22 protein-coding genes are annotated in these 20,387 nt (G+C 63.0%); 9 read left to right on the forward strand and 13 right to left on the reverse strand.

All coding sequences use genetic code 11. The features are described from left to right. The first annotated feature begins 60 nt into the window (after positions 1 to 60). Both M2400_RS27510 and M2400_RS27515 read left to right on the forward strand, forming a co-directional pair. The gene (locus M2400_RS27510) at positions 61 to 1,461 is read left to right on the forward strand and encodes an aspartate aminotransferase family protein (RefSeq protein WP_259201084.1); all 1,401 of its coding nucleotides are present in this window, start codon (positions 61 to 63) and stop codon (positions 1,459 to 1,461) included. Between the two features lie 53 nt (positions 1,462 to 1,514). After that, positions 1,515 to 1,739: an MbtH family protein gene (locus M2400_RS27515; protein ID WP_003209001.1), complete on the forward strand. Its 225-nt coding sequence runs from the start codon at positions 1,515 to 1,517 to the stop codon at positions 1,737 to 1,739. 135 nt (positions 1,740 to 1,874) lie between these two features. On the opposite strand, the gene M2400_RS27520 is transcribed toward M2400_RS27515, so the two are convergent. From M2400_RS27520 to M2400_RS27555, 8 genes are read right to left on the reverse strand one after another with little or no spacing between them, the layout of a single operon-like run. Further along, positions 1,875 to 2,798 (reverse strand): metal ABC transporter solute-binding protein, Zn/Mn family, encoded by a 924-nt coding sequence (locus M2400_RS27520; RefSeq protein ID WP_177042809.1) that lies wholly within the window; start codon positions 2,796 to 2,798, stop codon positions 1,875 to 1,877. Then, entirely contained in the window at positions 2,798 to 3,697 is a 900-nt protein-coding gene (locus tag M2400_RS27525) for a metal ABC transporter permease (protein WP_029300631.1), read from the reverse strand. Before M2400_RS27525 ends, M2400_RS27520 begins: the two co-directional genes overlap by 1 nt. Beyond that, positions 3,694 to 4,440: a metal ABC transporter ATP-binding protein gene (locus M2400_RS27530; protein WP_259201087.1), complete on the reverse strand. Its 747-nt coding sequence runs from the start codon at positions 4,438 to 4,440 to the stop codon at positions 3,694 to 3,696. Before M2400_RS27530 ends, M2400_RS27525 begins: the two co-directional genes overlap by 4 nt. Next, on the reverse strand, positions 4,437 to 5,357 hold the full coding sequence (locus tag M2400_RS27535; protein ID WP_177042807.1) for a metal ABC transporter substrate-binding protein: 921 nt from the start codon (positions 5,355 to 5,357) through the stop codon (positions 4,437 to 4,439). The genes M2400_RS27530 and M2400_RS27535 overlap by 4 nt, the downstream gene beginning before the upstream one ends. Positions 5,358 to 5,383: 26 nt before the next feature. Further along, entirely contained in the window at positions 5,384 to 5,941 is a 558-nt protein-coding gene (locus M2400_RS27540; protein WP_177121931.1) for a DUF6162 family protein, read from the reverse strand. Beyond that, positions 5,938 to 6,267, reverse strand: a complete 330-nt coding sequence (locus M2400_RS27545; RefSeq protein ID WP_177042805.1) for a hypothetical protein — start codon at positions 6,265 to 6,267, stop codon at positions 5,938 to 5,940. Before M2400_RS27545 ends, M2400_RS27540 begins: the two co-directional genes overlap by 4 nt. Next, entirely contained in the window at positions 6,264 to 6,803 is a 540-nt protein-coding gene (locus tag M2400_RS27550; RefSeq protein WP_177042804.1) for a thiamine pyrophosphate-binding protein, read from the reverse strand. Before M2400_RS27550 ends, M2400_RS27545 begins: the two co-directional genes overlap by 4 nt. Then, positions 6,800 to 8,002 carry a PepSY domain-containing protein gene (locus M2400_RS27555; RefSeq protein ID WP_259201089.1) on the reverse strand — a complete coding sequence of 401 codons (1,203 nt, stop codon included), beginning with the start codon at positions 8,000 to 8,002 and terminating at the stop codon, positions 6,800 to 6,802. The genes M2400_RS27550 and M2400_RS27555 overlap by 4 nt, the downstream gene beginning before the upstream one ends. A 251-nt stretch (positions 8,003 to 8,253) precedes the next feature. Here M2400_RS27555 and leuC point away from each other — a divergent pair, with 251 nt between their 5' ends. From leuC to M2400_RS27570, 3 genes are all read left to right on the forward strand, one after another. Next, positions 8,254 to 9,675 carry a 3-isopropylmalate dehydratase large subunit gene (gene leuC, locus M2400_RS27560; RefSeq protein WP_177134593.1) on the forward strand — a complete coding sequence of 474 codons (1,422 nt, stop codon included), beginning with the start codon at positions 8,254 to 8,256 and terminating at the stop codon, positions 9,673 to 9,675. Continuing rightward, positions 9,672 to 10,286 carry a 3-isopropylmalate dehydratase small subunit gene (gene leuD, locus M2400_RS27565; RefSeq protein WP_259201090.1) on the forward strand — a complete coding sequence of 205 codons (615 nt, stop codon included), beginning with the start codon at positions 9,672 to 9,674 and terminating at the stop codon, positions 10,284 to 10,286. Before leuC ends, leuD begins: the two co-directional genes overlap by 4 nt. Positions 10,287 to 10,552: 266 nt before the next feature. After that, positions 10,553 to 11,788, forward strand: coding sequence for an MFS transporter (locus M2400_RS27570; RefSeq protein ID WP_177077864.1), 1,236 nt, complete (start codon positions 10,553 to 10,555; stop codon positions 11,786 to 11,788). On the opposite strand, the gene M2400_RS27575 is transcribed toward M2400_RS27570, so the two are convergent. The 3 genes from M2400_RS27575 to M2400_RS27585 all read right to left on the reverse strand — a co-directional run bounded on the left by M2400_RS27575 (position 11,769) and on the right by M2400_RS27585 (position 15,209). After that, a complete protein-coding gene (locus M2400_RS27575; protein ID WP_218170970.1) occupies positions 11,769 to 12,683 on the reverse strand; it encodes a LysR substrate-binding domain-containing protein in 915 nt (304 codons plus the stop codon). The genes M2400_RS27570 and M2400_RS27575 overlap by 20 nt on opposite strands. Positions 12,684 to 12,929: 246 nt before the next feature. Beyond that, positions 12,930 to 14,234 (reverse strand): C4-dicarboxylate transporter DctA, encoded by a 1,305-nt coding sequence (dctA, locus tag M2400_RS27580; RefSeq protein ID WP_003207293.1) that lies wholly within the window; start codon positions 14,232 to 14,234, stop codon positions 12,930 to 12,932. Positions 14,235 to 14,333: 99 nt separating this feature from the next. After that, a complete protein-coding gene (locus tag M2400_RS27585) occupies positions 14,334 to 15,209 on the reverse strand; it encodes an alpha/beta fold hydrolase (protein ID WP_177077860.1) in 876 nt (291 codons plus the stop codon). A gap of 333 nt (positions 15,210 to 15,542) precedes the next feature. On the opposite strand from M2400_RS27585, the gene M2400_RS27590 reads away from it, so the two are divergent. From M2400_RS27590 to M2400_RS27600, 3 genes are read left to right on the forward strand one after another with little or no spacing between them, the layout of a single operon-like run. Next, entirely contained in the window at positions 15,543 to 16,766 is a 1,224-nt protein-coding gene (locus M2400_RS27590; protein WP_259201285.1) for an SfnB family sulfur acquisition oxidoreductase, read from the forward strand. 3 nt (positions 16,767 to 16,769) lie between these two features. Beyond that, positions 16,770 to 17,435: a methionine ABC transporter permease gene (locus M2400_RS27595; protein WP_259201286.1), complete on the forward strand. Its 666-nt coding sequence runs from the start codon at positions 16,770 to 16,772 to the stop codon at positions 17,433 to 17,435. A gap of 35 nt (positions 17,436 to 17,470) precedes the next feature. Continuing rightward, on the forward strand, positions 17,471 to 18,241 hold the full coding sequence (locus M2400_RS27600; RefSeq protein WP_177042794.1) for a MetQ/NlpA family ABC transporter substrate-binding protein: 771 nt from the start codon (positions 17,471 to 17,473) through the stop codon (positions 18,239 to 18,241). Positions 18,242 to 18,379: 138 nt separating this feature from the next. On the opposite strand, the gene soxR is transcribed toward M2400_RS27600, so the two are convergent. Next, positions 18,380 to 18,829 (reverse strand): redox-sensitive transcriptional activator SoxR, encoded by a 450-nt coding sequence (soxR, locus tag M2400_RS27605; protein WP_259201288.1) that lies wholly within the window; start codon positions 18,827 to 18,829, stop codon positions 18,380 to 18,382. Positions 18,830 to 18,919: 90 nt separating this feature from the next. Between soxR and M2400_RS27610 the strand changes: the two genes are divergently transcribed. After that, the gene (locus M2400_RS27610; protein ID WP_177042792.1) at positions 18,920 to 19,282 is read left to right on the forward strand and encodes an antibiotic biosynthesis monooxygenase; all 363 of its coding nucleotides are present in this window, start codon (positions 18,920 to 18,922) and stop codon (positions 19,280 to 19,282) included. On the opposite strand, the gene M2400_RS27615 is transcribed toward M2400_RS27610, so the two are convergent. Then, positions 19,274 to 20,377, reverse strand: coding sequence for a sigma-54-dependent Fis family transcriptional regulator (locus M2400_RS27615; protein WP_010166567.1), 1,104 nt, complete (start codon positions 20,375 to 20,377; stop codon positions 19,274 to 19,276). The two genes, M2400_RS27610 and M2400_RS27615, sit on opposite strands and share 9 nt — an antisense overlap. Positions 20,378 to 20,387: the final 10 nt, after the last annotated feature.

Below are 20,387 nucleotides of genomic sequence, written 5' to 3' on the forward strand. Positions count from 1 at the left end.
GCCAGACGCCAACGGGTTGGCAGTTTGGTCACCATCATCAGCGTATTGAGGGATCGAGAGATGTCAGTCGCTACCAGCCGTATTCAAGAGACCCTGGCGGTCCCTGCGGAAACGCTCTATCAGTTCGACGAAACCCCGCTGCTGGCCCGCCAGCGCCAGCAGGAGTCCAATGCCCGCAGTTATCCGCGACGCATTCCCCTGGCCCTCAAGCGTGCGCGCGGGATTTACGTCGAGGACGTCGAAGGCCGCAGCTTTATCGATTGCCTGGCGGGCGCCGGCACGCTGGCGCTGGGGCACAACCACCCGGTGGTGATCGAAGCGATTCGCCAGGTGCTGAGCGATGAATTGCCGTTGCACACCCTGGACCTGACCACGCCGGTCAAGGACCAGTTTGTGCAGGACCTGTTCGGCCTGCTGCCGCCGGCGCTGGCGCGGGAAGCCAAGATCCAGTTCTGCGGCCCCACCGGCACCGACGCGGTGGAAGCCGCGCTGAAACTGGTGCGTACCGCCACCGGGCGCAGCACCGTGCTGTCGTTCCAGGGCGGTTATCACGGCATGAGCCAGGGCTCCCTGAGCCTGATGGGCAGCCTGGGGCCGAAGAAACCCTTGGGCGCGCTGCTCGGCAATGGCGTGCAATTCCTGCCATTCCCTTACGACTATCGCTGCCCGTTCGGGCTGGGCGGGGCGGAAGGGGTGAAGGTCAACCTGCACTACCTGGAAAACCTGCTTAACGACCCCGAGGCCGGTGTATTGTTGCCGGCAGCGGTGATCGTCGAGGTGGTGCAAGGCGAGGGCGGCGTGATTCCGGCCGATCTCGATTGGCTGCGCGGCCTGCGGCGCATCACCGAGCAAGCCGGCGTGGCGTTGATCGTCGACGAAATCCAGAGCGGCTTTGGCCGTACCGGCAAGATGTTTGCCTTCGAACATGCCGGCATCGTCCCGGACGTGGTGGTGTTGTCCAAGGCCATCGGCGGCAGCCTGCCCCTGGCGGTGGTGGTTTATCGCGACTGGCTCGACACCTGGTTGCCGGGCGCCCATGCCGGGACCTTCCGGGGCAATCAGATGGCCATGGCGGCCGGCTCGGCGGTGATGCGTTATCTCAAGGAGCACGACATTCCCGCCCATGCGGCGGCCATGGGCGAGCGTCTCGGCGAACATCTACGCATCCTGCAGCGTGACTTCCCGCAGTTGGGGGACATTCGTGGGCGCGGGCTGATGCTGGGTGTGGAGTTGGTGGACCCTGCCGGCGCGCCCGACACCCAGGGCCATCCGCCGGTGCATCGCCAACTGGCACCGCTGGTGCAGCGTGAATGCCTCAAGCGTGGATTGATTCTCGAACTGGGCGGGCGACACGGCAGTGTCGTGCGTTTCCTGCCACCGCTGGTGATCACCGCTGTGGAAATCGACCGCGTGGCCGAGATTTTTGGTCGCGCCCTGGCAGCCGCCGTCGCCAGCCTCTAATTTTTTAGCGGGCTGGCACGTTCCTTCTTACATTACACCGACGGAGAACCGTAATGACCTCAGTATTCGACCGCGAAGACATCCTGTTTCAGGTAGTGGTCAACCATGAAGAGCAATATTCCATCTGGCCCGACTACAAGGCTGTGCCGGAAGGCTGGCGTACCGTGGGCAAAAGCGGGATGAAGAAAGAGTGCCTGGCCTACATCGAAGAGGTGTGGACCGACATGCGCCCGCTGAGCCTGCGCCAGAAGATGGATAGCCAGGCGCTGGCTGGCTGATCACCACCTTGAAGGTTGTGAAGATCGAATGTGGGAGCTGGCTTGCCTGCGATAGCGGTGAGTCAGCTTGCATCTCTGTTGACTGATACTCCGCTATCGCAGGCAAGCCAGCTCCCACACTGACCGCGTTTGTCCTTAAGGTGTCAGCGCCTTGATTACCTGATCCACATTGCCTTCCAGCTCCGCCACCGGGTCTGCGCCATCGGTGCCCAGCACCAGCAACTTCGACCCACCCGCCGTGACAGCCGCCTGTACCGCATCGCTTGGCTTGCGGTGATGCAGCACCACGGCCACCTCATTCTCCTTCAGGCTTTCACTCAGTTGCTGCAATGCTTCGGGCGTCCAGTCCGTGTCTGCCCGCGCATCGGTGCTGACCAGTTCCAGGTTCAACCCGCTCACAAGGTAACCAAAGTGATCACTCAGGCTGACCACCGTCAGGTTGTCGGCCTTGGCCAGTCGTGCCTCGCTGTCGGCGGTGAGCTTGAGCAGGCGTTGCTTGAGCGCGGCCAGGTTGGCCTCGATCTGCGGCTTGGCCCCGGGTGCCAGGCGGCTCAGGTCGGCGGCCATCACATCGGCCATGCGTCCCATGTTGTTGCTGGCTTGCCACGGCTGGCTGTTCAGGCCGTCGCTGGCGCCCGGCTGCACGGCAATCCCCGGCAAGCCGCCGTCCACCGGGCGCGCGGCGTCGACTTCGACGATGCGGATATTGCTGCGCCGGGCCACCGGGTACAGCGGGTCGTCGGGCCATAACGAGCGCAGGCCGATGGCCGCATCGGCGTCCAGCGCCAGTGTGTTCAGCGCCGGCGCGCCGCGCCCGGTGAAATAGGCGACTTGCCGCGAGCCGGGCAGGTTGGCCGGCGCCGCACGTTCAAGCTGCACGTCGGTGCCTTTGAGCAGCACTTGTGCCAGGCCATAAGTGATCGGCAACGCGGCGAGGACCTTCACCGGCTTGCTCGCGTGAACACCCTGGGGCGCGGGCTTGACGGCGTCAGCCGCCATCACCGGAGCCGCGATCAAGCAGGCGATGGCCAGGGCCAGTGGATTCAGGACGGTGCGCATTATCCAAGATTCCCTTTCAGGCTGGGGACCGTGCCGCGAGCGATAGCGGCGAGGGCGAAGGCGATACCGGCGACCAGGATGATGGCGGCACCGGATGGAATCGGCAGGTCGAAGATGATCGGCAGCAGAATCCCGCACAGGGTGCTGACGGTGGCGATCACCACCGAGATCCAGAAGAAGCCCTTGAGCGACTGACTCAACAGGCGTGCGGCGGCCGCCGGAATCACCAGCAACGCGCCTACGAGGATCGCGCCGATGACCTTGACTGCGGCAACGGTGATCAACGTCACCAGGATCACGAACAGATAGTCCAGGGTCTTCACCGCCACCCCGCGCACCGCTGCCAGTTGCGGGTTGAAGCTGGCGAGCATGATGCGGTTGTACAGCGGCAACGCCAGGGCCATCACCAGCGAGCCGACAATCGCCAGCACCAGCAGGTCATTGCCGTTCACCGTCAGCACCGAACCGAACAGCACGTTTTCGAGGATGTGTACGTTGATCTTGCCCGCCAGAATCAGCAGCAGGCTCGCGCCCAAGGCCAGGGACACCGACAGGAATACGCCGATCAGCGTATCCGGCGCCAGGCCCGTGCGGTTGCGCAGGTAGTTGAGCAGGATGCCGAACAGCAGGCAGTAGCCGAACAGGCTGCCGTAAGGCCCGGTGTAGGGTTCCCCCAGCAGAATGCCCACGGCCACGCCGGTCAGTGCGGCATGGCCCACGGCTTCGGAAAAGAACGCAAAGCGCTTGACCACCACCAGCGTACCCAAACCGCCCAGTACCGGGCCGATCAGCAGCCCGGCCAGCAGGGCGTTGACCACAAATCCATAGGCCAGCGCTTCCGGCAGATACCCGGAAGACGCCCAGCCCTGGACCATCAAGCGAAAGGCTTCGTAGCTCATAAGGCCGTGCTCCGTGGATGGGTGGAGAACAGGGTCAGCAGGCGGTCGGGGGTCAGCGCCTCCTTGGGCGTGGCGTCGAACAGCACGCGGCGGTTCAGGCCGGTAACACGGTCAGCCAGGCGGCCGACGGCTTCCAGGTCGTGTTCGATCCACAGCACGGTGATCCCGGCGTGGCGCCAGTCGTTCAGCAGCCGCTCGAACACCTGGATGCCGGCTTCGTCCAGCGCCGACATCGGTTCGTCCAGCACCAGCAATTGCGGCGCCGGGATCAAGCCCTGGGCCAGCAGCACCCGCTGGCGTTCACCGCCAGACAGGGCGCCCATGCGCCGCTTGCGTTTGTCCTGCATGCCGACCCGTTCGAGTGCTTCGCCAATCGCGGCGGCGTAATGTCTGGACAGCCCGAGAAACGCCGGACGCCGCTGGCACATGGCAGCCATGAAGTCGTCGACGGTCATCGGCAAGCCGCGGTCGAACTCCAGCGCCTGGGGCACGTAGCCGATGGTGCCCGGCACATCGGGCCAGTGCAGGCTCAACTGGCCCTGGTGCGGCGTTTGCCCCAGCAGGGTCTTGATCAACGAGCTTTTGCCGCCGCCGTTGGGGCCCACCAGCGCGTGGATGCTGCCGGGCTGGACCTGGAAACTCACCGCGTCGAGGATCACCGTGCGGCCCAGGGTCAGCGCCACTTTATTGAAGTCGAGGGTCGGGCCAACACTGACCACCTTCAAATGTTCCGCTGCCGTCATGCCCCGGACTCCTGGATCGCCCGTACCACGGTGTTGAGGTTGCCGGTCATTTCCACTTCGTACTTTTCAGCGCTGTAGTCGCCATAGGAAATGTGCGACAGCGGGTACAGCTTCACGCCCGACTCACGCTGGATGGTGTCGACGTAGCTGGACGGGAAATCCATCTCCGAGAAGATCACTTTCACGTCCAGTTCCCGCAGTTGATCGATGGTTTTCTTCAACTGGCTCGGGCTCGGTTCGATACCGTGGGCCGGTTCTACCACGGCGGTAACTTCCAGGCCGAACTCCCGCAGCAGGTAGTCATAAGCCGCGTGCACCGTGGCTACCCGCAGGTCCGGGTTGGGCGCGCTGGTGAGTTTGGCCAGGGCGTCGGCGCGCATCTGGCGCAGGCGCTTGCCGTAGGCGCGGGCGTTCTGGGTGTAGGTCTTGGCGTTGTCCGGGTCGAGCTTGCCCAGTTCCCGGGCGATGTTATTCACCTGGGCAATCGAGGCGCTGATGGACAGGAAGGTGTGCGGGTTGACTACCTTGCCGGCACCGCGCGCGGCGTTGCCGGTGGCGGCCAGCAGCGGCACGTTGGCGTTGGCTTCGATCACCGGAATGTCCGGGCGCTCGCTGGTGGCGATCATGCGGTCGGCGAAATCGTCATGGCCCACGCCATTGAGCACGATCACATCGAGGGTGCCGATGCGCTTGATGTCTTCAGCGCGGGGTTCGTAGGCGTGGGGGTTGAAGCCGGCCGGAATCAGCGGGACGACTTCGGCCTTGTCCCCGACAATATTGGCCACATAGCTGTAATAAGGATGCAGGGTGATGCCGATGCGCAGGCGTTTGGCAGGGTCGGCGCTGGCCATTGGCGCCAGCAGCAAGGTGAACAAACCCGCGAGCACCAGGCGTAAAAATGGAGATGAAATAGACATGGTCTTCTCTCGGCTACAGCGTGAATTCAATGACGATGCTGGCGGGTGACACCCGCATCGAACTGCGCGACCACTTGTTGCCAGCCCGCGCTGATCAGCGCCTGGTCAGTGAGGTCGGTGGGGGCGGTGAGGTTGGCGCTGCGGTTGAGCCAGATATCCGGCTCGGCTCCACTGATGCGCATCAGTAGCGAACCGCTGAGGGCCGGGGTCTGGCTCAGGCCCAGGTAGGCGGTGTCCAGCAACTGCCAGCGGTGGTCGCCACGGCTCACCGAACTGGCGTCCTGGGCGAAGGGCGCAAAGCCTTCTTCGGCCAGTTGTTCAGGCGTCGGCAGGGCGCTGTGTTCCTCCTGCAGCAAATGGATTTCGTCCAGGGTCACCCGCAGGTCGGCATAGATGCCTTGCTCGGCGGCGCTGAGGTCGCGGCGGGCGTCCAACTGGTGGCTTGGTACCGCAGCGATCTCCTGGCTTTCACCGCGCAAGGCCACCACTGTGCCGGCAACGGCGAGGATGATCAGGCACAGCAGCAGGACGTACAGGGTTTCGTGCCCGGCACCGGCCGGGCGAACAACGTGAGTCGTGCTCATTGGGGCTGGATATCCGCTTGGTCGATTTCCACCACGTGGCCGGGGCCGGCGTCAAACAGCACGTAGAACTCGGCGGACGGTTTCTTGAAGGTCAACTTCGAGTCTTCACCCAGCTTGCCGGGCACCAGGATGGTTTCGTCGTAGCCGATCACGTCCAGGGTCACGCCCGGGGCGCCGCTGCCATCGGAGAAACCGCCGGTGCACTGGATCTGCTCGCCGGCGATTTCCTTGCATTCGCACATCGGGTTGTGGGCGAGGGCGACGGTACTGAAACCGGCGCCGAGGATCAGCACGCCACAGGCGCGGGCCAATTGCTGCAAGGTCATGGTTTGACTCCTCGTTTTTTCAGCCAGTCGATGGTGGCCGGCGATGCCTGGCTCAAGGGAATGGAGGCCTGGTGCATGGCGCCGTCCCAGCCTTCCATGGTGATCCACACTTCGGCGTCCAGCGGCGTGCGTTCAGGGATCGGCAGCGCGGCGCCCATGCGGTACGGGGTGCCGAAGAAAATCACCCCGGCGGCCCGCAGGCTGCGGGGCTTGCCGATGCGCAGGTAGGTGGCCTTGACCTGGTCGGTGCAGGTGTCGCACAGGGCCGCGTTGAAGGATTTCATCGGGCCCGCCGGGTTGGGGCGCGGCGGCTCGTTGCGTAGCTCTGCGAGCTTCAGGCTCCAGGGGCCGACCTGTACGTCACCGATCTCCCGTTCACCCAGGCCGCTGTCACCGCGAAACAGCGCGGCGTCGGCGAAGTACTTGGGCATGAAGCCGAGGGGCACCAGCAACAGCAGGATATTGATGTGGAAGCGCCACTTGAGCCAAAAGGCCCGCAGCGGCGAGGGCGGTTGAATCGTCGTGGCCTTGTTCATGGATTGGCCTCCGTTGTTTCAGCCTGCAAGGCCTGGATTTTCGCCGGTTGACGGGACGCCTTGGCTTCGCGTTTCAGGGCATTGAGGGTGGCCAGGGCCGTGCGTTTGGTCCAGATCAGCAAGCCGCTCAAGACCATCATGCTCAACACCAGGCCGAAGAAGGCCCAGATCAGCTTGATCCAGATACCGCCAAAATCCCCGGTGTGCAGCGGGCGCATGGATTCGGTGACGAACTCCAGGGCCGATCGGTCGGACAGCAGGTGCGAGGCGGCGATTTCGCCGTTGTACAGGTTGATTTCCGCAGTCTGGAACATCAGCGGGTACCAGCCACGCCCGCCGATGCGCAGGTGGCTGTAGGCGTTGCTGGGCAGGCTTACAAAGCTGGCCTCAAGCCCCGGAATCCGCTGGGTGGCGATGGTGATCGCCTCGTCCAGTGGAATCATGGGCGCCGGCACGCCCGGGGCGGACATCGGTACTTTGTCGCGGGCAATCGCCGGGACGATCGGCTCGCTGGAAATGGTGATCTGGTTATCGCCCAGGATCGCCTGGATCAGGAACCAGGTGCCGGTGATGGAAATCACCGCGATAAACCAGATCGACCAGATGCCGCTCAACCGGTGGAAGTCGCCCCAGAAAATCCGCGCACCGTGACGAATGCGCAGCGTTGGCCTGAAAAAACCTTTCCAGAAGCGCTTGTAGACCACGAGGCCGGTGACCAGCGAGGCCAACAGCGGCAAGCCCAGCAGCGAGACCAGGTACCAGCCCCAGCTGTAACCATTGGTGAACGGCACCAGCCACCAGCCATGCAGGGCACGGGTAAATTGCTGGAAGTTGAACGATGGGCTGATGCCCTGGATCACCCCGGTGTACGGGTTGACGTAAACCTCCAGCGAGCGCCCGTCGGGGTAGCTCAGGTCGGCGCTGAGGGCGAAGTGCGATTCGTCCGGGCGGCTCAGGGATTCGACGATCACCTGGGGTTCGGCGCGCTTGATGGCGCCGATCACCTGGTCGTAGGTGAGCGGTTCGGCATCGTCCGACGGCTTGCTGGCGCGGATGTCCGGGTTGGCCAGCCAGACGATCTCCTGGCTGACCACCGCCAGGGTGCCGGTGACGCAGACGATCAGCACAAAGAACCAGATGGGCAATGCCAGCCAGCTGTGCACGAGAAACCAGAGTTTTGAGCGTGACTTCTTCGACATGTGAATGAGGGTCTTGATCGGAGGGGGGCAGTAAAGGCCCGGAAAACGCCACCCGTAGCTTTTGCTGACGCGAGCGGCTGTATCTAAGTTAAGACGGATGAGAAACGCAAAACCCTAAGGCGGATATGAAAGTAAATGTTTCAGATACTCATTCATGCAACACGAAACATGTTTCGAGTCATCACCAAGGCGGGATTGATGGGGCGGGGGCGCTGCCTATGATGGGGTCATACCGTTGAGCGAGCCCCATAATGACTTCTGCCAGAACCCTCTACGACAAACACATCGATTCCCACACGGTGTGCCGCCTGGATGACCAGGGCCATGTGCTGCTGTACATCGACCGCCAGGTGATCAACGAATACACCAGCCCCCAGGCCTTCAGCGGCTTGCGCGAGGCGGGCCGCGGCGTGTGGCGCCCCGGCACGGCGCTGGCGGTGGTCGACCATGTGAACCCCACCACGCCCAAGCGCATCGCGGCCATGCCGGATGCGGGCGGCGCGCGGCAAGTGTCGTACCTGGCGGAAAACTGCCGGGACTTCGGGATTGAACTGCTGGACATCCTCGACAAACGCCAGGGCATCGAACACGTAATCGCCCCGGAGCAGGGTTTTATCCTGCCGGGCATGGTGATCGCCGCCGGCGACAGCCACACCACCACTTACGGTGCGTTGGGCGCGTTCGGCTTTGGCATCGGCACGTCGGAAATCGAGCATCTGCTGGCCTCGCAAACCCTGGTCTACAAACGCCTCAAGAGCATGCGCGTGACCGTGGACGGTACATTGGCCCACGGCCTGACCTCCAAGGACGTGATCATGGCGCTGATCGGCAAGATCGGCGCTTCGGGCGCCACCGGCTACGCCATCGAGTTTCGTGGCTCGACCATCGATGCCCTGAGCGTCGAGGCCCGCATGACCATCTGCAACATGGCGGTGGAAGCGGGCGCACGCGGTGCCTTCATGGCGCCGGATGAAAAAGTTTTCGCCTACCTCAAGGGCAAGCCCCGGGCGCCGAAGGGCGAATTGTGGGAACGCGCCCTGGTGGGCTGGCGCCAACTGCACTCGGACGCCGACGCGGTGTTCGACCTCGAAGTGCAACTGGACGCCACCGCGCTGGAGCCGATGGTCACCTGGGGCACCAGCCCCGACCAGGCCGCGCCCATCGGCGCCCGCGTGCCGGACCCGCAAGACGTCAGCGACCTGATCCTGCGCCAGGACATGCGCCGCGCCCTGAACTACATGGGCCTGGAAGCCGGCATGCCCTTGAGCGAGATCGTCATCAGCCACGCGTTTATCGGCTCCTGCACCAACGCCCGCATCGAAGACCTGCGGGACGCCGCCAGCGTGGTGCGCGGCAAGCACGTGGCCGACCATGTGCGGGCGATGATTGTGCCGGGCTCCACTGAAGTGCGCGACCAGGCCGAAGCCGAAGGCCTTGCCGCGATCTTTATCGACGCCGGTTTTGAGTGGCGCCAGTCCGGCTGCTCGATGTGCCTGGCCATGAACGACGACGTGCTGGAACCGGGCGACCGCTGTGCCTCCAGCACCAACCGCAACTTCGAAGGCCGCCAGGGCGCGGGTGCCCGCACCCACCTGATGAGCCCGGCCATGGTCGCCGCCGCCGCCATCACCGGCCGCCTGACGGACATTCGCCACTTTGGAGACCGCACATGAGCCTGCAACCCTTTACCCGCATCACCGGCAAAGCCGCGCCGATGCTGGCGGCCAATATCGACACTGATGTGATCATGCCCAAGCAGTTTCTCAAGGGCATCGACCGCAACGGGCTGGATCGCGGGTTGTTCTTTGATTTGCGCTTCTTGCCTTCGGGCGAGCCTAACCCGCAATTCGTGCTGAACCAGCCGGCCTGGCAGGGCGCGAGCTTTATGGTGGTGGGGCCTAACTTCGGTTGTGGTTCCAGCCGCGAGCATGCGGTGTGGGGCTTGAAGCAGATGGGCATTCGGGCGCTGATCGGCAGCAGCTTTGCCGGGATTTTTTATGACAACTGCCAGCGTAATGGGGTGCTGTTGATCACGCTGGAGGAGGCGGTGTTGCAGCGGCTGGGGCAGACGGTGAGCCAGCCTGAACAGGCGCAGATCAGTGTGGACCTTGAGGCCCAGGAGATTCGGTTGGCGGACGGGCAGGTGATTTCGTTCCAGATTGATACGTTGCGCAAGACTGCGTTGTTGCTGGGGTTGGATGCTATCGGTACTACGTTGCAGCGCAGCGAGCAGATCAAGGCGTTTGAACGTGAACATCTGGCGGCCAATCCCTGGCTTAGCTGAGCAAGATCACCTGTGGGAGCTGTCGAGCTTCAGCGAGGCTGCGATGCAGGCGCTGCGGTGCTGCAGGTGTACCGCGGTGATCCCATCGCAGCCTCGCTGAAGCTCGACAGCTCCTACAGGGGAGGGGCAGTTTTCCAATGCGATCGTTCCCACAGGGGGGCAGTTCGCCAATTAGACTCAGCACCTTACGTTGACACCTTGGGCACCGTGGGCTTAAGTGGGCCGCGACATGGAGGTTGGTCCGTCACGGAAAAAGGAATTTCAGCGTGTGTAACCGCAATCCCGAGTTCGCCCTGTCGACCCGAAACGCCCGCCTGATCATCTTCGCCCGGGGTGTTTCGGATTTCGGCGCGTTCCTCAACATGGTGGCCTTGTCCACTTACGTCTACTGGCTCAGCCAAAGCGTGGTGTTTGTCAGCCTCTTCCTGGCATGCCGCGTCACCGGCGGCATTGTCGCCAGCCTGTTCGGCATCCCGTTTTTCCGGCGCTTTGCCGGGCGTGGCACGTTGGCGGGGCTTGACCTGGCCCGGGCGCTGTTGCTGACGCCGTTGCTGGTGTTGATCCCGGACCTTCAGCTCAGTGTGCTGCCCTTTATCGCCTTCGGGATCGGCTTGTGCAATTCGCTGTTTGCCATCGGTCTGAACAGTCAGTTACCGACCTGGGTCGCGCTTGAGCAGCGGGTTTCCACCAATGCGTGGATCACTTCAGCGGCTGCCACTGGTGCGGTATTCGGCAGCTTGCTGTCCGGGCTGTTGATCGCCACCGGCGGGTTCGAGGCGGTGTTTGCCGTCAACATCGCCACTTATATTGTGGCCGCCGGCTTGATCCTGCCGCTGCGCGGGCTGTACGCCGTCGCCATGGCCGTGCATCGCGGCCTCTCGGCGGAATGGCACGAACTGAAGAAAGGCTTGCGCGGCGCCCCGGTGCTGGCCGCCATGTTGCTGATCAGCATGCTCGATACCCTGGGCAGCGCTGCCCATAACGTCGGCTGGCCGGTGCTGTCCCAGTACATTTCCCCCGACACGGCAAACACCGTCATGGGCTATCTGCTGGCGGTGTGGGCTTGCGGCAAGTTTATTGGCGCACGCCTGGCCAGTGCGGTTCTAAAAAACCGTGGCACCCAAGGCATGGAACGGATGTTCATGGCCGGTGTAGCGCTGATGTCCAGCGGCTTTATCCTGACCTTCCAGCAAACCGAACTGTGGCTGGCGTTGGTACTGGTAGTGTGGGCCGGGCTGGGAGACGGTATATCCGAGGTGGCCCTGGTCTCCCGCGCGCAAAGTGAACCCGATAGCCTGCGCTTGCCGCTGTTCAGTCTATTGACCCTGATTCAAATGGCCGGCTTCGGCGTGGGCATGCTGGTGGTCGGGCCGTTCTACCTGACGTGGACGCCGGCCCAGGTGATTGTGCTGTTCCACGGGCTGCCGTTGAGCGCCCTGGTGGTCATGGGGTTGTGGATGGGGTTCAGGACTCAGCGGGGTATCAGATCGACAACCCCTTGAAGTGCTCCTGCAAGAACTCCACACACGCCCGCAGCTTCCCGGAGTACGCCAACCGCGTCGGATACACCGCCCACACGTTGGCGCTCTGGGTATAGTCGTGCAGCACCTGCACCAGTTTCCCTTGCTCCAGCAGCGGCTTCACATCCCACATCGACCGCAACAACACCCCACGCCCATCAAGTGCCCATTGCAAGACAATCTCTCCATTGTTGGACGACAACGGCCCGCGCACGCGCACGCTGTCCTGCACGCCATCGCGCTCCAGGTGCCAGATGCCAAAGGCGTTGTCACGTTCCTTGAGCACCAGGCAGTCGTGCTGCTCCAGATCGCCCAAGTGCTGCGGTGTGCCACGGCGTTCGAGGTAGGCGGGCGCGGCACATAGCACCCGGCGGTTGCTCACCAGCCGGCGGCCGATGTGTTGGCCGGGAATGTCGTCGCCCACGCGGATCTCCAGGTCGAAACCTTCGCTGACGATGTCCACCACGCGGTCGAACAGGTCCAGGCGAATCTCCAGGTCCGGGTATTGCTCAGCCAGCAGCGACAGGGCCGGCGCCACATGGTTGCGGCCGAAGCCGAAGCTGCTGCACAAATGCAGATGGCCGCGAGGGCTGTCGTGGGCGTCGGAGAGTTCGTCGGACAGTTGCTGGAAGTCTTCGAGAATGCGCACGGCCCAGCGCTGTACCCGCTCACCGTCTTCGGTCAGGGCGATACGCCGGCTGGTGCGGTGCAACAGGCGGGTGGCCAGGGTGGTTTCGAGAATCTGGATACGCTTGCTGACGTAGGCCGGGGACAGCCCCAGTTCATCGGCAGCCGCAGCAAAGCCGGCCTTGCGGATCACGGTCAGGAATACCCGCAGGTCTTCAGGTAGGGGCACGGTATCTTTCTTGTTAGTCATCAGAAACAGGCGTGGCGGCATGAGCCGCCAGAATAGCACCGGTGTGGTGAGGGAGCTTGCTATGGGAAGGGAGTTTGCTGTGGGGATGGAGCTTACTGTGGCGAGGGAGCTTGCTCCCGCTGGGCTGCGCAGCGGCCCCAAAAAAGATGGGAGCGCTGCGCACTCCAGCGGGAGCAAGCTCCCTCGCCACAGCAAGCCCCCTCACCACAGCAAGCTCCCTCACCACAGGGGATTGGTACTTAAGGTCTACTCGGCAGCGATCTTCGCCTGCGCAGCAGCCCGCGCATGGCGGCCATGCTTGAGGGCGATGGGCGCCATCTTCTCGCGGTCCAGTTCACCCTCCCACGCAGCCACCACCAGTGCAGCCACGGCATTACCGATAATGTTGGTCAGCGAACGGCACTCCGCCATGAAACGGTCAACCCCCAGGATCAGCACCATCGCCGCCACCGGCACCGTCGGCACCACCGCCAGGCTGGCGGCCAGTGCGACAAAACCTGCACCCACCACCGCACCGGCGCCTTTGGAGGTGAGCATTGCCACCGCCAGAAGCGTCAGTTGTTGTTCCAGCGTCAGGTCGATATTCGTCGCCTGGGCCAGGAACAGCACCGCCAGGGTCATATAGATGTTGGTGCCGTCCAGGTTGAAGGTATAGCCGGTGGGCACCACGATCCCCACAACACCTTTGGAGGCGCCGAGGCTCTCGAGTTTCTGGATCAGTTGCGGCAAGGCAGACTCGGAGGAACTGGTGCCCAGCACGATCAGCAGTTCGGCCTTGATGTAGGTCAGCAGCTTGAAGATGCTGAAGCCGACATACCGGGCGATGCTGCCCAGCACCACGGCCACGAAGAAAAACGCGGTGACGTAGAACGTGCCCACCAGTTTCAACAACGGCAACAGCGAACCCAGGCCGTATTTGCCGATGGTGAAGGCGATCGCCCCGAACGCACCGATCGGCGCGACGCGGCTGATCATCCCGACGATGCGGAAGAACACTTCGCTGGCCTGGTTGATCACACCCACCAACGGCCGGCCTTTCTCGCCGATCATCACCAGCCCGAGGCCGAACAGCACCGACACAAACAGCACCGGCAGGATTTCACCTTTGGAGAAGGCGTCGAAGAAGGTGGTCGGAATCACGTGCATCAGGAACCCGGTGACGCCTTCACCATGTTCGGCCTGGCCGACAAAACCGGCGATGGCCGAAGTGTCGAGGGTCTTCACGTCAATGTTGAACCCCACGCCCGGGTGCAGCAGGTGCGCGGCGAGGATGCCGATCACCAGGGCGATGCTGGAGACAATCTCGAAATACAGCAGCGCCTTGCCGCCCACACGTCCCACCTGCTTCACGTCGTGCATGCTGGTGATGCCGGAGACCACCGTGCAGAAGATGATCGGGCCGATGATCATCTTGATCAGCTTGATAAACCCATCGCCCAGGGGCTTGAGGTCGATGCCCACCTGGGGCCAGTGGTTGCCGATCAGTACGCCCAGCACAATGGCGATGATCACCTGCACATACAGGGTTCCCAGCAGTTTTCTGATTGTCATTTTTATTATCTCGAGACGTTTTTTGGGCAAGCAGATCCCGTCGCAGGCTGTTTCAAGCCTGCGGGGCGGGATCAATCAGATCAGCGGTTTACTAAAACCTCAGCGAAGGAAGGTCAGGACTTCGCCCAGCAACAGTTCAGGAGCTTCTTCAGCGATGTAGTGGCCGGCCGGCAGGGCCTTGCCACGTACGTCGGTGGCGACTTTCTGCCATTCCTTGAGGGGTTCGAAGCAGCGCCCGACGGTGCCTTCGGCGCCCCACATCACCAGCAGCGGCAGGTTGAGGTGGTTGCCGTTGTCGAGGTCGGCGCGGTCGTGCTCAAGGTCGATGCCGGCGGCGGCGCGGTAGTCTTCGCAGATGCCGGTGGCGGTGCCGGGCAGTTTCAGGCAGCGCAGGTATTCGGCGAAGGCTTCGTCGGTGAACGGCTTGAGCCCGGCACTGCGGCTGCCCATGACGCTGCGCAGGTACAGTTCCGGGTTGCCTTCGATCAGGCTCTCGGGCAACGGCGCCGGGCGGATCAGGAAGAACCAGTGCCAGTAGGCGCGGGCGAAGGCTTCGTCGGTCTGGGCATACATCGCAAGCGTCGGTGCGATGTCCAGCAGCACCATGCGCTGCACGGCCTTGGGGTGGTCCAGGGCCAGGCGATGGGCGACGCGGGCGCCACGGTCGTGGGCCAGCACCGAGAACTCATCAAAGCCCAGGGCCTTCATCAACTCGACCCCGTCGCGGGCCATTTCGCGCTTGGAATAGTTGGAGTGTTGATCACTGGCGGCGGGCTTGCTGCTGTCGCCATAACCGCGCAGATCGGCGGCGACCACGGTGAAGTGTTCGGCCAGTTGCTCGGCGACCTTGTGCCAGATGACGTGGGTCTGCGGGTGCCCGTGCAGCAGGAGCAGGCCGGGACCCGCGCCGCCTTTGCGGTAGCTGATGTCCACACCGTTGACGTGGCGCTGGTCTTTTTGGAATCCGGCGAACATGGAATGACTCCTTGTGATGATTGCCTGCATCCTGAAATCACACGGCGCCTGGGGCAAGGGGGAAAACGTGGAGGGGTTGTTCATGAAGTGTGTTGAAGCCCGATCTTTCAGGCAATGCAGGTCAACTGTAGGAGCTGGCTTGCCTGCGATGCAGGCAACTCGGTGTATCAGTCGCACCGAGGTGTTGCCCACACAACAGCAAACCGGCAGTTTGCTGCGCCATGGGCGGTCTGCCGCGCGCACATCAGGCGCAAACCCTTGTGTTTGATAGCCTGGCGCCTCAGGCACAGAAGCTGCAATGCCTCAGGTAAATCATTCGCCCGAGAGCGTTGTATGTCTGTACTGCCTGTATCTGCCGATTACCCGATTCACACGCCCCACGCCGAGCTGATCCGTGACGAGGCCCAGGCCCTGGCCGTTGCCCACCAGGTCGCCGCCGTATTGCTGGAGCAAGACGCCGAACGCGACCGCACCCGCCAGGTGCCGGCGGACGTGGTCGACCTGTATTCCAACAGCGGCCTGTGGGGCATCAGCGTGCCCCGCGAGTTTGGCGGTGCCCAGGTGTCCTACGCGGTGCTGGCCCAGGTAATTGCGATTATCTCGGCGGCCGACCCGTCGCTGGGGCAAATCCCGCAGAACCATTACTGCCTGCTGGAAGACATCCGCCTGCAAGGTACGCCCGAGCAGCAGGCGTACTTTTTTGGCCTGGCGCTGGAGGGGCATCGGTTTGCCAATGCGCTGTCGGAAACCGGCGGCAAGAACGTCCAGGACATCCAGGCAACCATTCGCCGGCAAGGTGATGGCTATGTGATCAACGGCCGCAAGGGCTATTGCACCGGTTCGCTTTACGCCCACTGGCTGGCGGTGCTGGCGCTGGATGAGCAGCAGAATGCGCAGTTGGCCTTTGTGCCCCGCGGCACTGAAGGCCTGGTGGTGGTCGACGACTGGGACAGCATGGGCCAGCGCACCACGTCCAGCGGTACGGTGTTGGCCGAAGACCTGAAGGTGCCGGCGTTCAACCTGTTTCCTACCCATCGTTCCTACGATTCGCCGACCCTGGCGGGCCCTTTCGCGCAACTGACCACCGCCGCCATCGACGCCGGCATCGCCCGCGCCGCGTTGCGCGACACGGTGCAGTTCGTCCAGCAATTTGCCCGCCCATGGATCGATGCCGGGGTGGAAAAAGCCAGTGAAGACCCGCTGACCATCATTCAGGTGGGCGCGCTGGATATTCGCCTGGAAGCGGCAGAGGCCTTGCTGGAGCGCGCCGGAAAAGCCCTCGACGCCGCACGCCCGGCGCCCGATGAAGACAACGTCGCTCACGCTTCCCTGGCCGTCGCCCGGGCCAAGGTGCTGACCACCGAAATCGCCATCGAAGCCAGCAACAAGCTCTTCGAACTCGGCGGCACAAGGTCAACCCTGAAGAAGCACAACTTCGATCGTCACTGGCGCAATGCCCGGGTGCACACCCTGCATGACCCGGTGCGCTGGAAGTACCACGTGGTGGGCAACTGGTTGCTCAACGCCGCCAAGCCCCCGCGTCACGACTGGTCTTGAACCATGGCCGAGCTGTTTAAACACATCTATTGGGCCGACATCGGCCAGGCCTGCCTGGAAACCCTGAGCATGCTCAGCGCGGCCCTGGGTTTTACCGTGTTGCTGGGGTTGCCGCTGGGGGTGGTGTTGTTCCTCACCGGCAAGCGCCAGTTGCACGAAACCCTGGTGGTGTACCGAGCGCTGTCGGTGGTGGTGAACGTGCTGCGTTCGCTGCCGTTCATCATCCTGCTGATTGTGCTGATCCCGGTGACCACCTTGCTGGTGGGCACCTCATTGGGCGTGCCCGGCACGATCCCGCCGTTGGTGGTGGGCTGTACGCCGTTCTTCGCGCGGCTGGTGGAAACCGCCTTGCGTGAAGTCGACCGTGGCGTGGTGGAAGCCACCCAATCCATGGGCGCCAGCACCTGGCAGGTGATCCGCCACACGCTGTTGCCGGAAGCCCGGGGCGGGCTGCTGGCGGCGGTCACCGTCACCGCGATTGTGCTGGTGGACTACACCGCCATGGCCGGGGTGATCGGCGGCGGTGGCCTGGGCGACTTGGCCATCCGCTATGGCTATCAGCGTTTCCAGACCGACGTGATGGTGGTCACCGTGTTGCTGCTGTTGGTGCTGGTGCAGGCCCTGCAGATGACCGGCGACCGCCTGGTGGCGCGTTACAGCCGCCGTTGAAACCTATTCCTAGAACCACTGCTTTCGGAGCAATCATGAAAAAATCCCTGGCCATTTTGGCTGCTGTCTTCTCCCTGAATGCCGTCGCCAACGAGACGTTGGTGGTGGGGGCCACGCCCGTGCCGCATGCGGAGATCCTCGAATTCGTCAAACCGGTGCTGGCCAAGGAAGGCGTGGACTTGCAAATCAAGGTCTTCACCGATTTCATCCAGCCCAACCAACAACTGGCGCTGAAGAATATCGACGCCAACTACTACCAGTACCGGCCGTTCCTGGATGACTACAACAAGACCCGGCATACCAATCTGGTGCCGGTGGTAGGCGTGCACATCGAGCCGTTCGGTGCTTATTCGACCAAGATCAAAAATATCTCGGAGTTGAAAGACGGCGCCACGGTGTCGATCCCCAACGACCCGGTCAACACCGGACGCGCGCTGGTGCTGCTGGATGAAGCCGGCCTGATCAAGCTCAAGGACCCGAGCAACACCCTGGCCACCCCGCGGGATATCGTCGAAAACCCCAAGCACCTGAAAATCCGTGAACTGGAAGGGGCATTGCTGGCCCGCTCGGTGAGCCAGGTGGACCTGGCATTCGTGTTCGCCAACTACGCCCTGGAAGCGGGGATCGATACCAACAGTGCGTTGATCGTCGAGAAGGGCAAGAGCCTGTACGTCGAGTACCTGGTAGCGCGCCCGGACAACATCAACGACCCGGGCATCCAGAAGCTGGCCAAGGCGTTGAATTCCGATGAAGTACGCCAGTTCATCCTGACCCGCTACAAAGGGCAGATTGCCCCGGGTTTCTAAGACCCAGACCGATCTAAGGTGGGCGCTGGCTTTTGTGGGAGCCGGGCTTGCCCGCGATAGCATCACTGCGGTTTGCCAGAAAAACCGAGGTGCTTGCATCGCAGGCAAGCCAGCTCCCACATTGAGTGGGTTCACACATCAGGGATCAGGGGTGGGCTCCAAGAGTTGTGCGCCGGGGCCGCGCTCACCGAGTACGTCGTCGTGATTGCGCAACGGGCACGCCTGCAGCGACAAACATCCGCAGCCAATGCAGCCACTGAGTTTGTCCCGCAGCAGCATCAGCTTGTCGATGCGCTGGTCCAGGTCTTCACGCCATAGCGCAGACAGTCGCTCCCAGTCGGCCGCGTTAGGCGTGCGACCATCGGGCAGGGTTTGCAGCGCCTCATGGATCGTCGCCAGGGGAATGCCCAAACGCTGGGCAATCTTGATCACCACCACCCGGCGCAACACATCCCGTGGGTAGCGCCGTTGATTGCCGGCGTTGCGGTTGCTCTTGATCAACCCCTTGGTTTCATAGAAGTGCAGCGCGGTGACTGCCACGCCGCTACGGGCCGCCAGTTGGCCGACGGTAAGTTCTTTGTTGACCATGAAAAAGCCCTTGACCTTGACTTAACTAGAGGTTTTACCCTGCGTGGCATCGAATCGCAAGATTGTGCCTACAGTGAGAGGGGAATGTTCATGCAGGTATCAGAGAAGCGTCTGAGTTTTACCCAGATGGTCGAGTTCCAGATCGAACCGCAGCAGCAATCGGCTTTGGTGGCGGCCCTGTCATCCCAAAGCGAGCGTCTGGCCCAAGGCCATGGCGGCTTTATCAATGCCAGCGTGCAGGTCAGCGATGATGGACGCCGGGTGCTCAGCTACTTGCAATGGCGCTCCCGCGAAGACGGGGAGGCGGCCTTCAAGTGTTTTGAGCACGGTGAGGAAGATTTCTGGACGCTGATCCGCGCCCACCAGGCCACGGCAGTCACCTTCGGTTCGTTCCAGGTGCTGCGCAGCATCGAGCGCAGCCATGACAACGCCTTGCACTGCCGCCTAAATTGACAGGTGCAGCATGCGCTCGCCCTGCACGTTCTCGCCGGGGCGTCGCTTGTTTACCGCCAGCTCACCGATCTTGATCAAACGGGTTCGCGTCACGTTGCGGCTCAGGCCCAGCAGGTTGGCGGTGTGCACCTGGTTGTAATGGCTGAAGCGGTAGGCGGCCCGCAGCAGCGCATCCTCGACCTTTTCATGCAGGGCGCCGGCCTGTTCTTCGAAGAGCTTTTGAAAGGCCCGTTCCAGCAACGCTTCGGCGCTGTTGTCGATGCCGTGCTGGCTGTCGTCCTGACGCTCGATGCGCATGTTCGACAGGCGCAGGTCGTCGCGCTCGATCACGCCGTTGCGGCAGATCAGCAGGGTGTGGTGGATCACGTTTTCCAGCTCGCGGATGTTGCCCGGCCAGCTGTAGCTTTTGAGTTTCTGCTCGGCCTCGCGGCTGATGGTGATCGGGCCGTAACCCAGGCGCTGGCTGTAGGCTTCGATGAAGTGCCGGGTCAGCGGCAGGATGTCACCGGGGCGGTCCCGCAGCGGGCTCAGCTCCAGGCTGACCACGTCGAGGCGGTAGTACAGGTCCTCGCGGAAATGCCCGGCGTTGATGGCTTTTTCCAACTGAACGTTGGTGGCGGCCAACACCCGCACGTCGATGGGAATGCTTTTGCGTGAGCCCAGGCGCACCACTTCGCGCTCCTGCAGGACACGCAGCAGCTTGACCTGAATCGCCATCGGCAAGTCGCCGATTTCATCGAGGAACAGGGTGCCGCCGTCCGCCTCTTCGAACCAGCCGGCCTTGGCGCTGAGGGCGCCGGTGAAGGCGCCTTTTTCATGGCCGAACAGTTCGGCCTCCACCAGGGATTCGGAAAACGCGCCGCAGTTCACCGCCACGAACGGCCGGTTGCGCCGCGCGCTGAGGTTGTGGATATGGCGCGCCACCAGCTCTTTACCGGTGCCGGTTTCGCCGATGATCAGCACGCTGGCTTCGCTCGGCGCGACTTGCTGGATGTGCGCCAGCAACGCCTGGGATTTGGGGTCTTCGAAGACCTGGGCCGTGGCGCGGATCGAGGTCGCAAGAGCGGGCGAGGGCGGTAAGGTTAAAAGCTGCATGGGCACCTCT

This window comes from Pseudomonas sp. BIGb0558 (genome assembly GCF_024807515.1).
Lineage (GTDB): Bacteria > Pseudomonadota > Gammaproteobacteria > Pseudomonadales > Pseudomonadaceae > Aquipseudomonas > Aquipseudomonas yamanorum_A.

Excerpts from the sequence above, each read along its gene's own strand:
- dctA (WP_003207293.1), bottom strand. The coding sequence starts at position 14,234 with ATGACAATCAGAAAACTGCTGGGAACCCTGTATGTGCAGGTGATCATC.
- M2400_RS27555 (WP_259201089.1), bottom strand. The coding sequence starts at position 8,002 with ATGTCGAAGAAGTCACGCTCAAAACTCTGGTTTCTCGTGCACAGCTGG.
- M2400_RS27550 (WP_177042804.1), bottom strand. The coding sequence starts at position 6,803 with ATGAACAAGGCCACGACGATTCAACCGCCCTCGCCGCTGCGGGCCTTT.
- soxR (WP_259201288.1), bottom strand. The coding sequence starts at position 18,829 with ATGGTCAACAAAGAACTTACCGTCGGCCAACTGGCGGCCCGTAGCGGC.
- M2400_RS27545 (WP_177042805.1), bottom strand. The coding sequence starts at position 6,267 with ATGACCTTGCAGCAATTGGCCCGCGCCTGTGGCGTGCTGATCCTCGGC.
- M2400_RS27615 (WP_010166567.1), bottom strand. The coding sequence starts at position 20,377 with ATGCAGCTTTTAACCTTACCGCCCTCGCCCGCTCTTGCGACCTCGATC.
- M2400_RS27530 (WP_259201087.1), bottom strand. The coding sequence starts at position 4,440 with ATGACGGCAGCGGAACATTTGAAGGTGGTCAGTGTTGGCCCGACCCTC.
- M2400_RS27600 (WP_177042794.1), top strand. The coding sequence starts at position 17,471 with ATGAAAAAATCCCTGGCCATTTTGGCTGCTGTCTTCTCCCTGAATGCC.
- M2400_RS27590 (WP_259201285.1), top strand. The coding sequence starts at position 15,543 with ATGTCTGTACTGCCTGTATCTGCCGATTACCCGATTCACACGCCCCAC.
- M2400_RS27535 (WP_177042807.1), bottom strand. The coding sequence starts at position 5,357 with ATGTCTATTTCATCTCCATTTTTACGCCTGGTGCTCGCGGGTTTGTTC.
- M2400_RS27595 (WP_259201286.1), top strand. The coding sequence starts at position 16,770 with ATGGCCGAGCTGTTTAAACACATCTATTGGGCCGACATCGGCCAGGCC.
- M2400_RS27610 (WP_177042792.1), top strand. The coding sequence starts at position 18,920 with ATGCAGGTATCAGAGAAGCGTCTGAGTTTTACCCAGATGGTCGAGTTC.
- M2400_RS27585 (WP_177077860.1), bottom strand. The coding sequence starts at position 15,209 with ATGTTCGCCGGATTCCAAAAAGACCAGCGCCACGTCAACGGTGTGGAC.
- M2400_RS27525 (WP_029300631.1), bottom strand. The coding sequence starts at position 3,697 with ATGAGCTACGAAGCCTTTCGCTTGATGGTCCAGGGCTGGGCGTCTTCC.
- M2400_RS27520 (WP_177042809.1), bottom strand. The coding sequence starts at position 2,798 with ATGCGCACCGTCCTGAATCCACTGGCCCTGGCCATCGCCTGCTTGATC.
- leuC (WP_177134593.1), top strand. The coding sequence starts at position 8,254 with ATGACTTCTGCCAGAACCCTCTACGACAAACACATCGATTCCCACACG.
- M2400_RS27575 (WP_218170970.1), bottom strand. The coding sequence starts at position 12,683 with ATGACTAACAAGAAAGATACCGTGCCCCTACCTGAAGACCTGCGGGTA.
- leuD (WP_259201090.1), top strand. The coding sequence starts at position 9,672 with ATGAGCCTGCAACCCTTTACCCGCATCACCGGCAAAGCCGCGCCGATG.
- M2400_RS27515 (WP_003209001.1), top strand. The coding sequence starts at position 1,515 with ATGACCTCAGTATTCGACCGCGAAGACATCCTGTTTCAGGTAGTGGTC.
- M2400_RS27510 (WP_259201084.1), top strand. The coding sequence starts at position 61 with ATGTCAGTCGCTACCAGCCGTATTCAAGAGACCCTGGCGGTCCCTGCG.
- M2400_RS27540 (WP_177121931.1), bottom strand. The coding sequence starts at position 5,941 with ATGAGCACGACTCACGTTGTTCGCCCGGCCGGTGCCGGGCACGAAACC.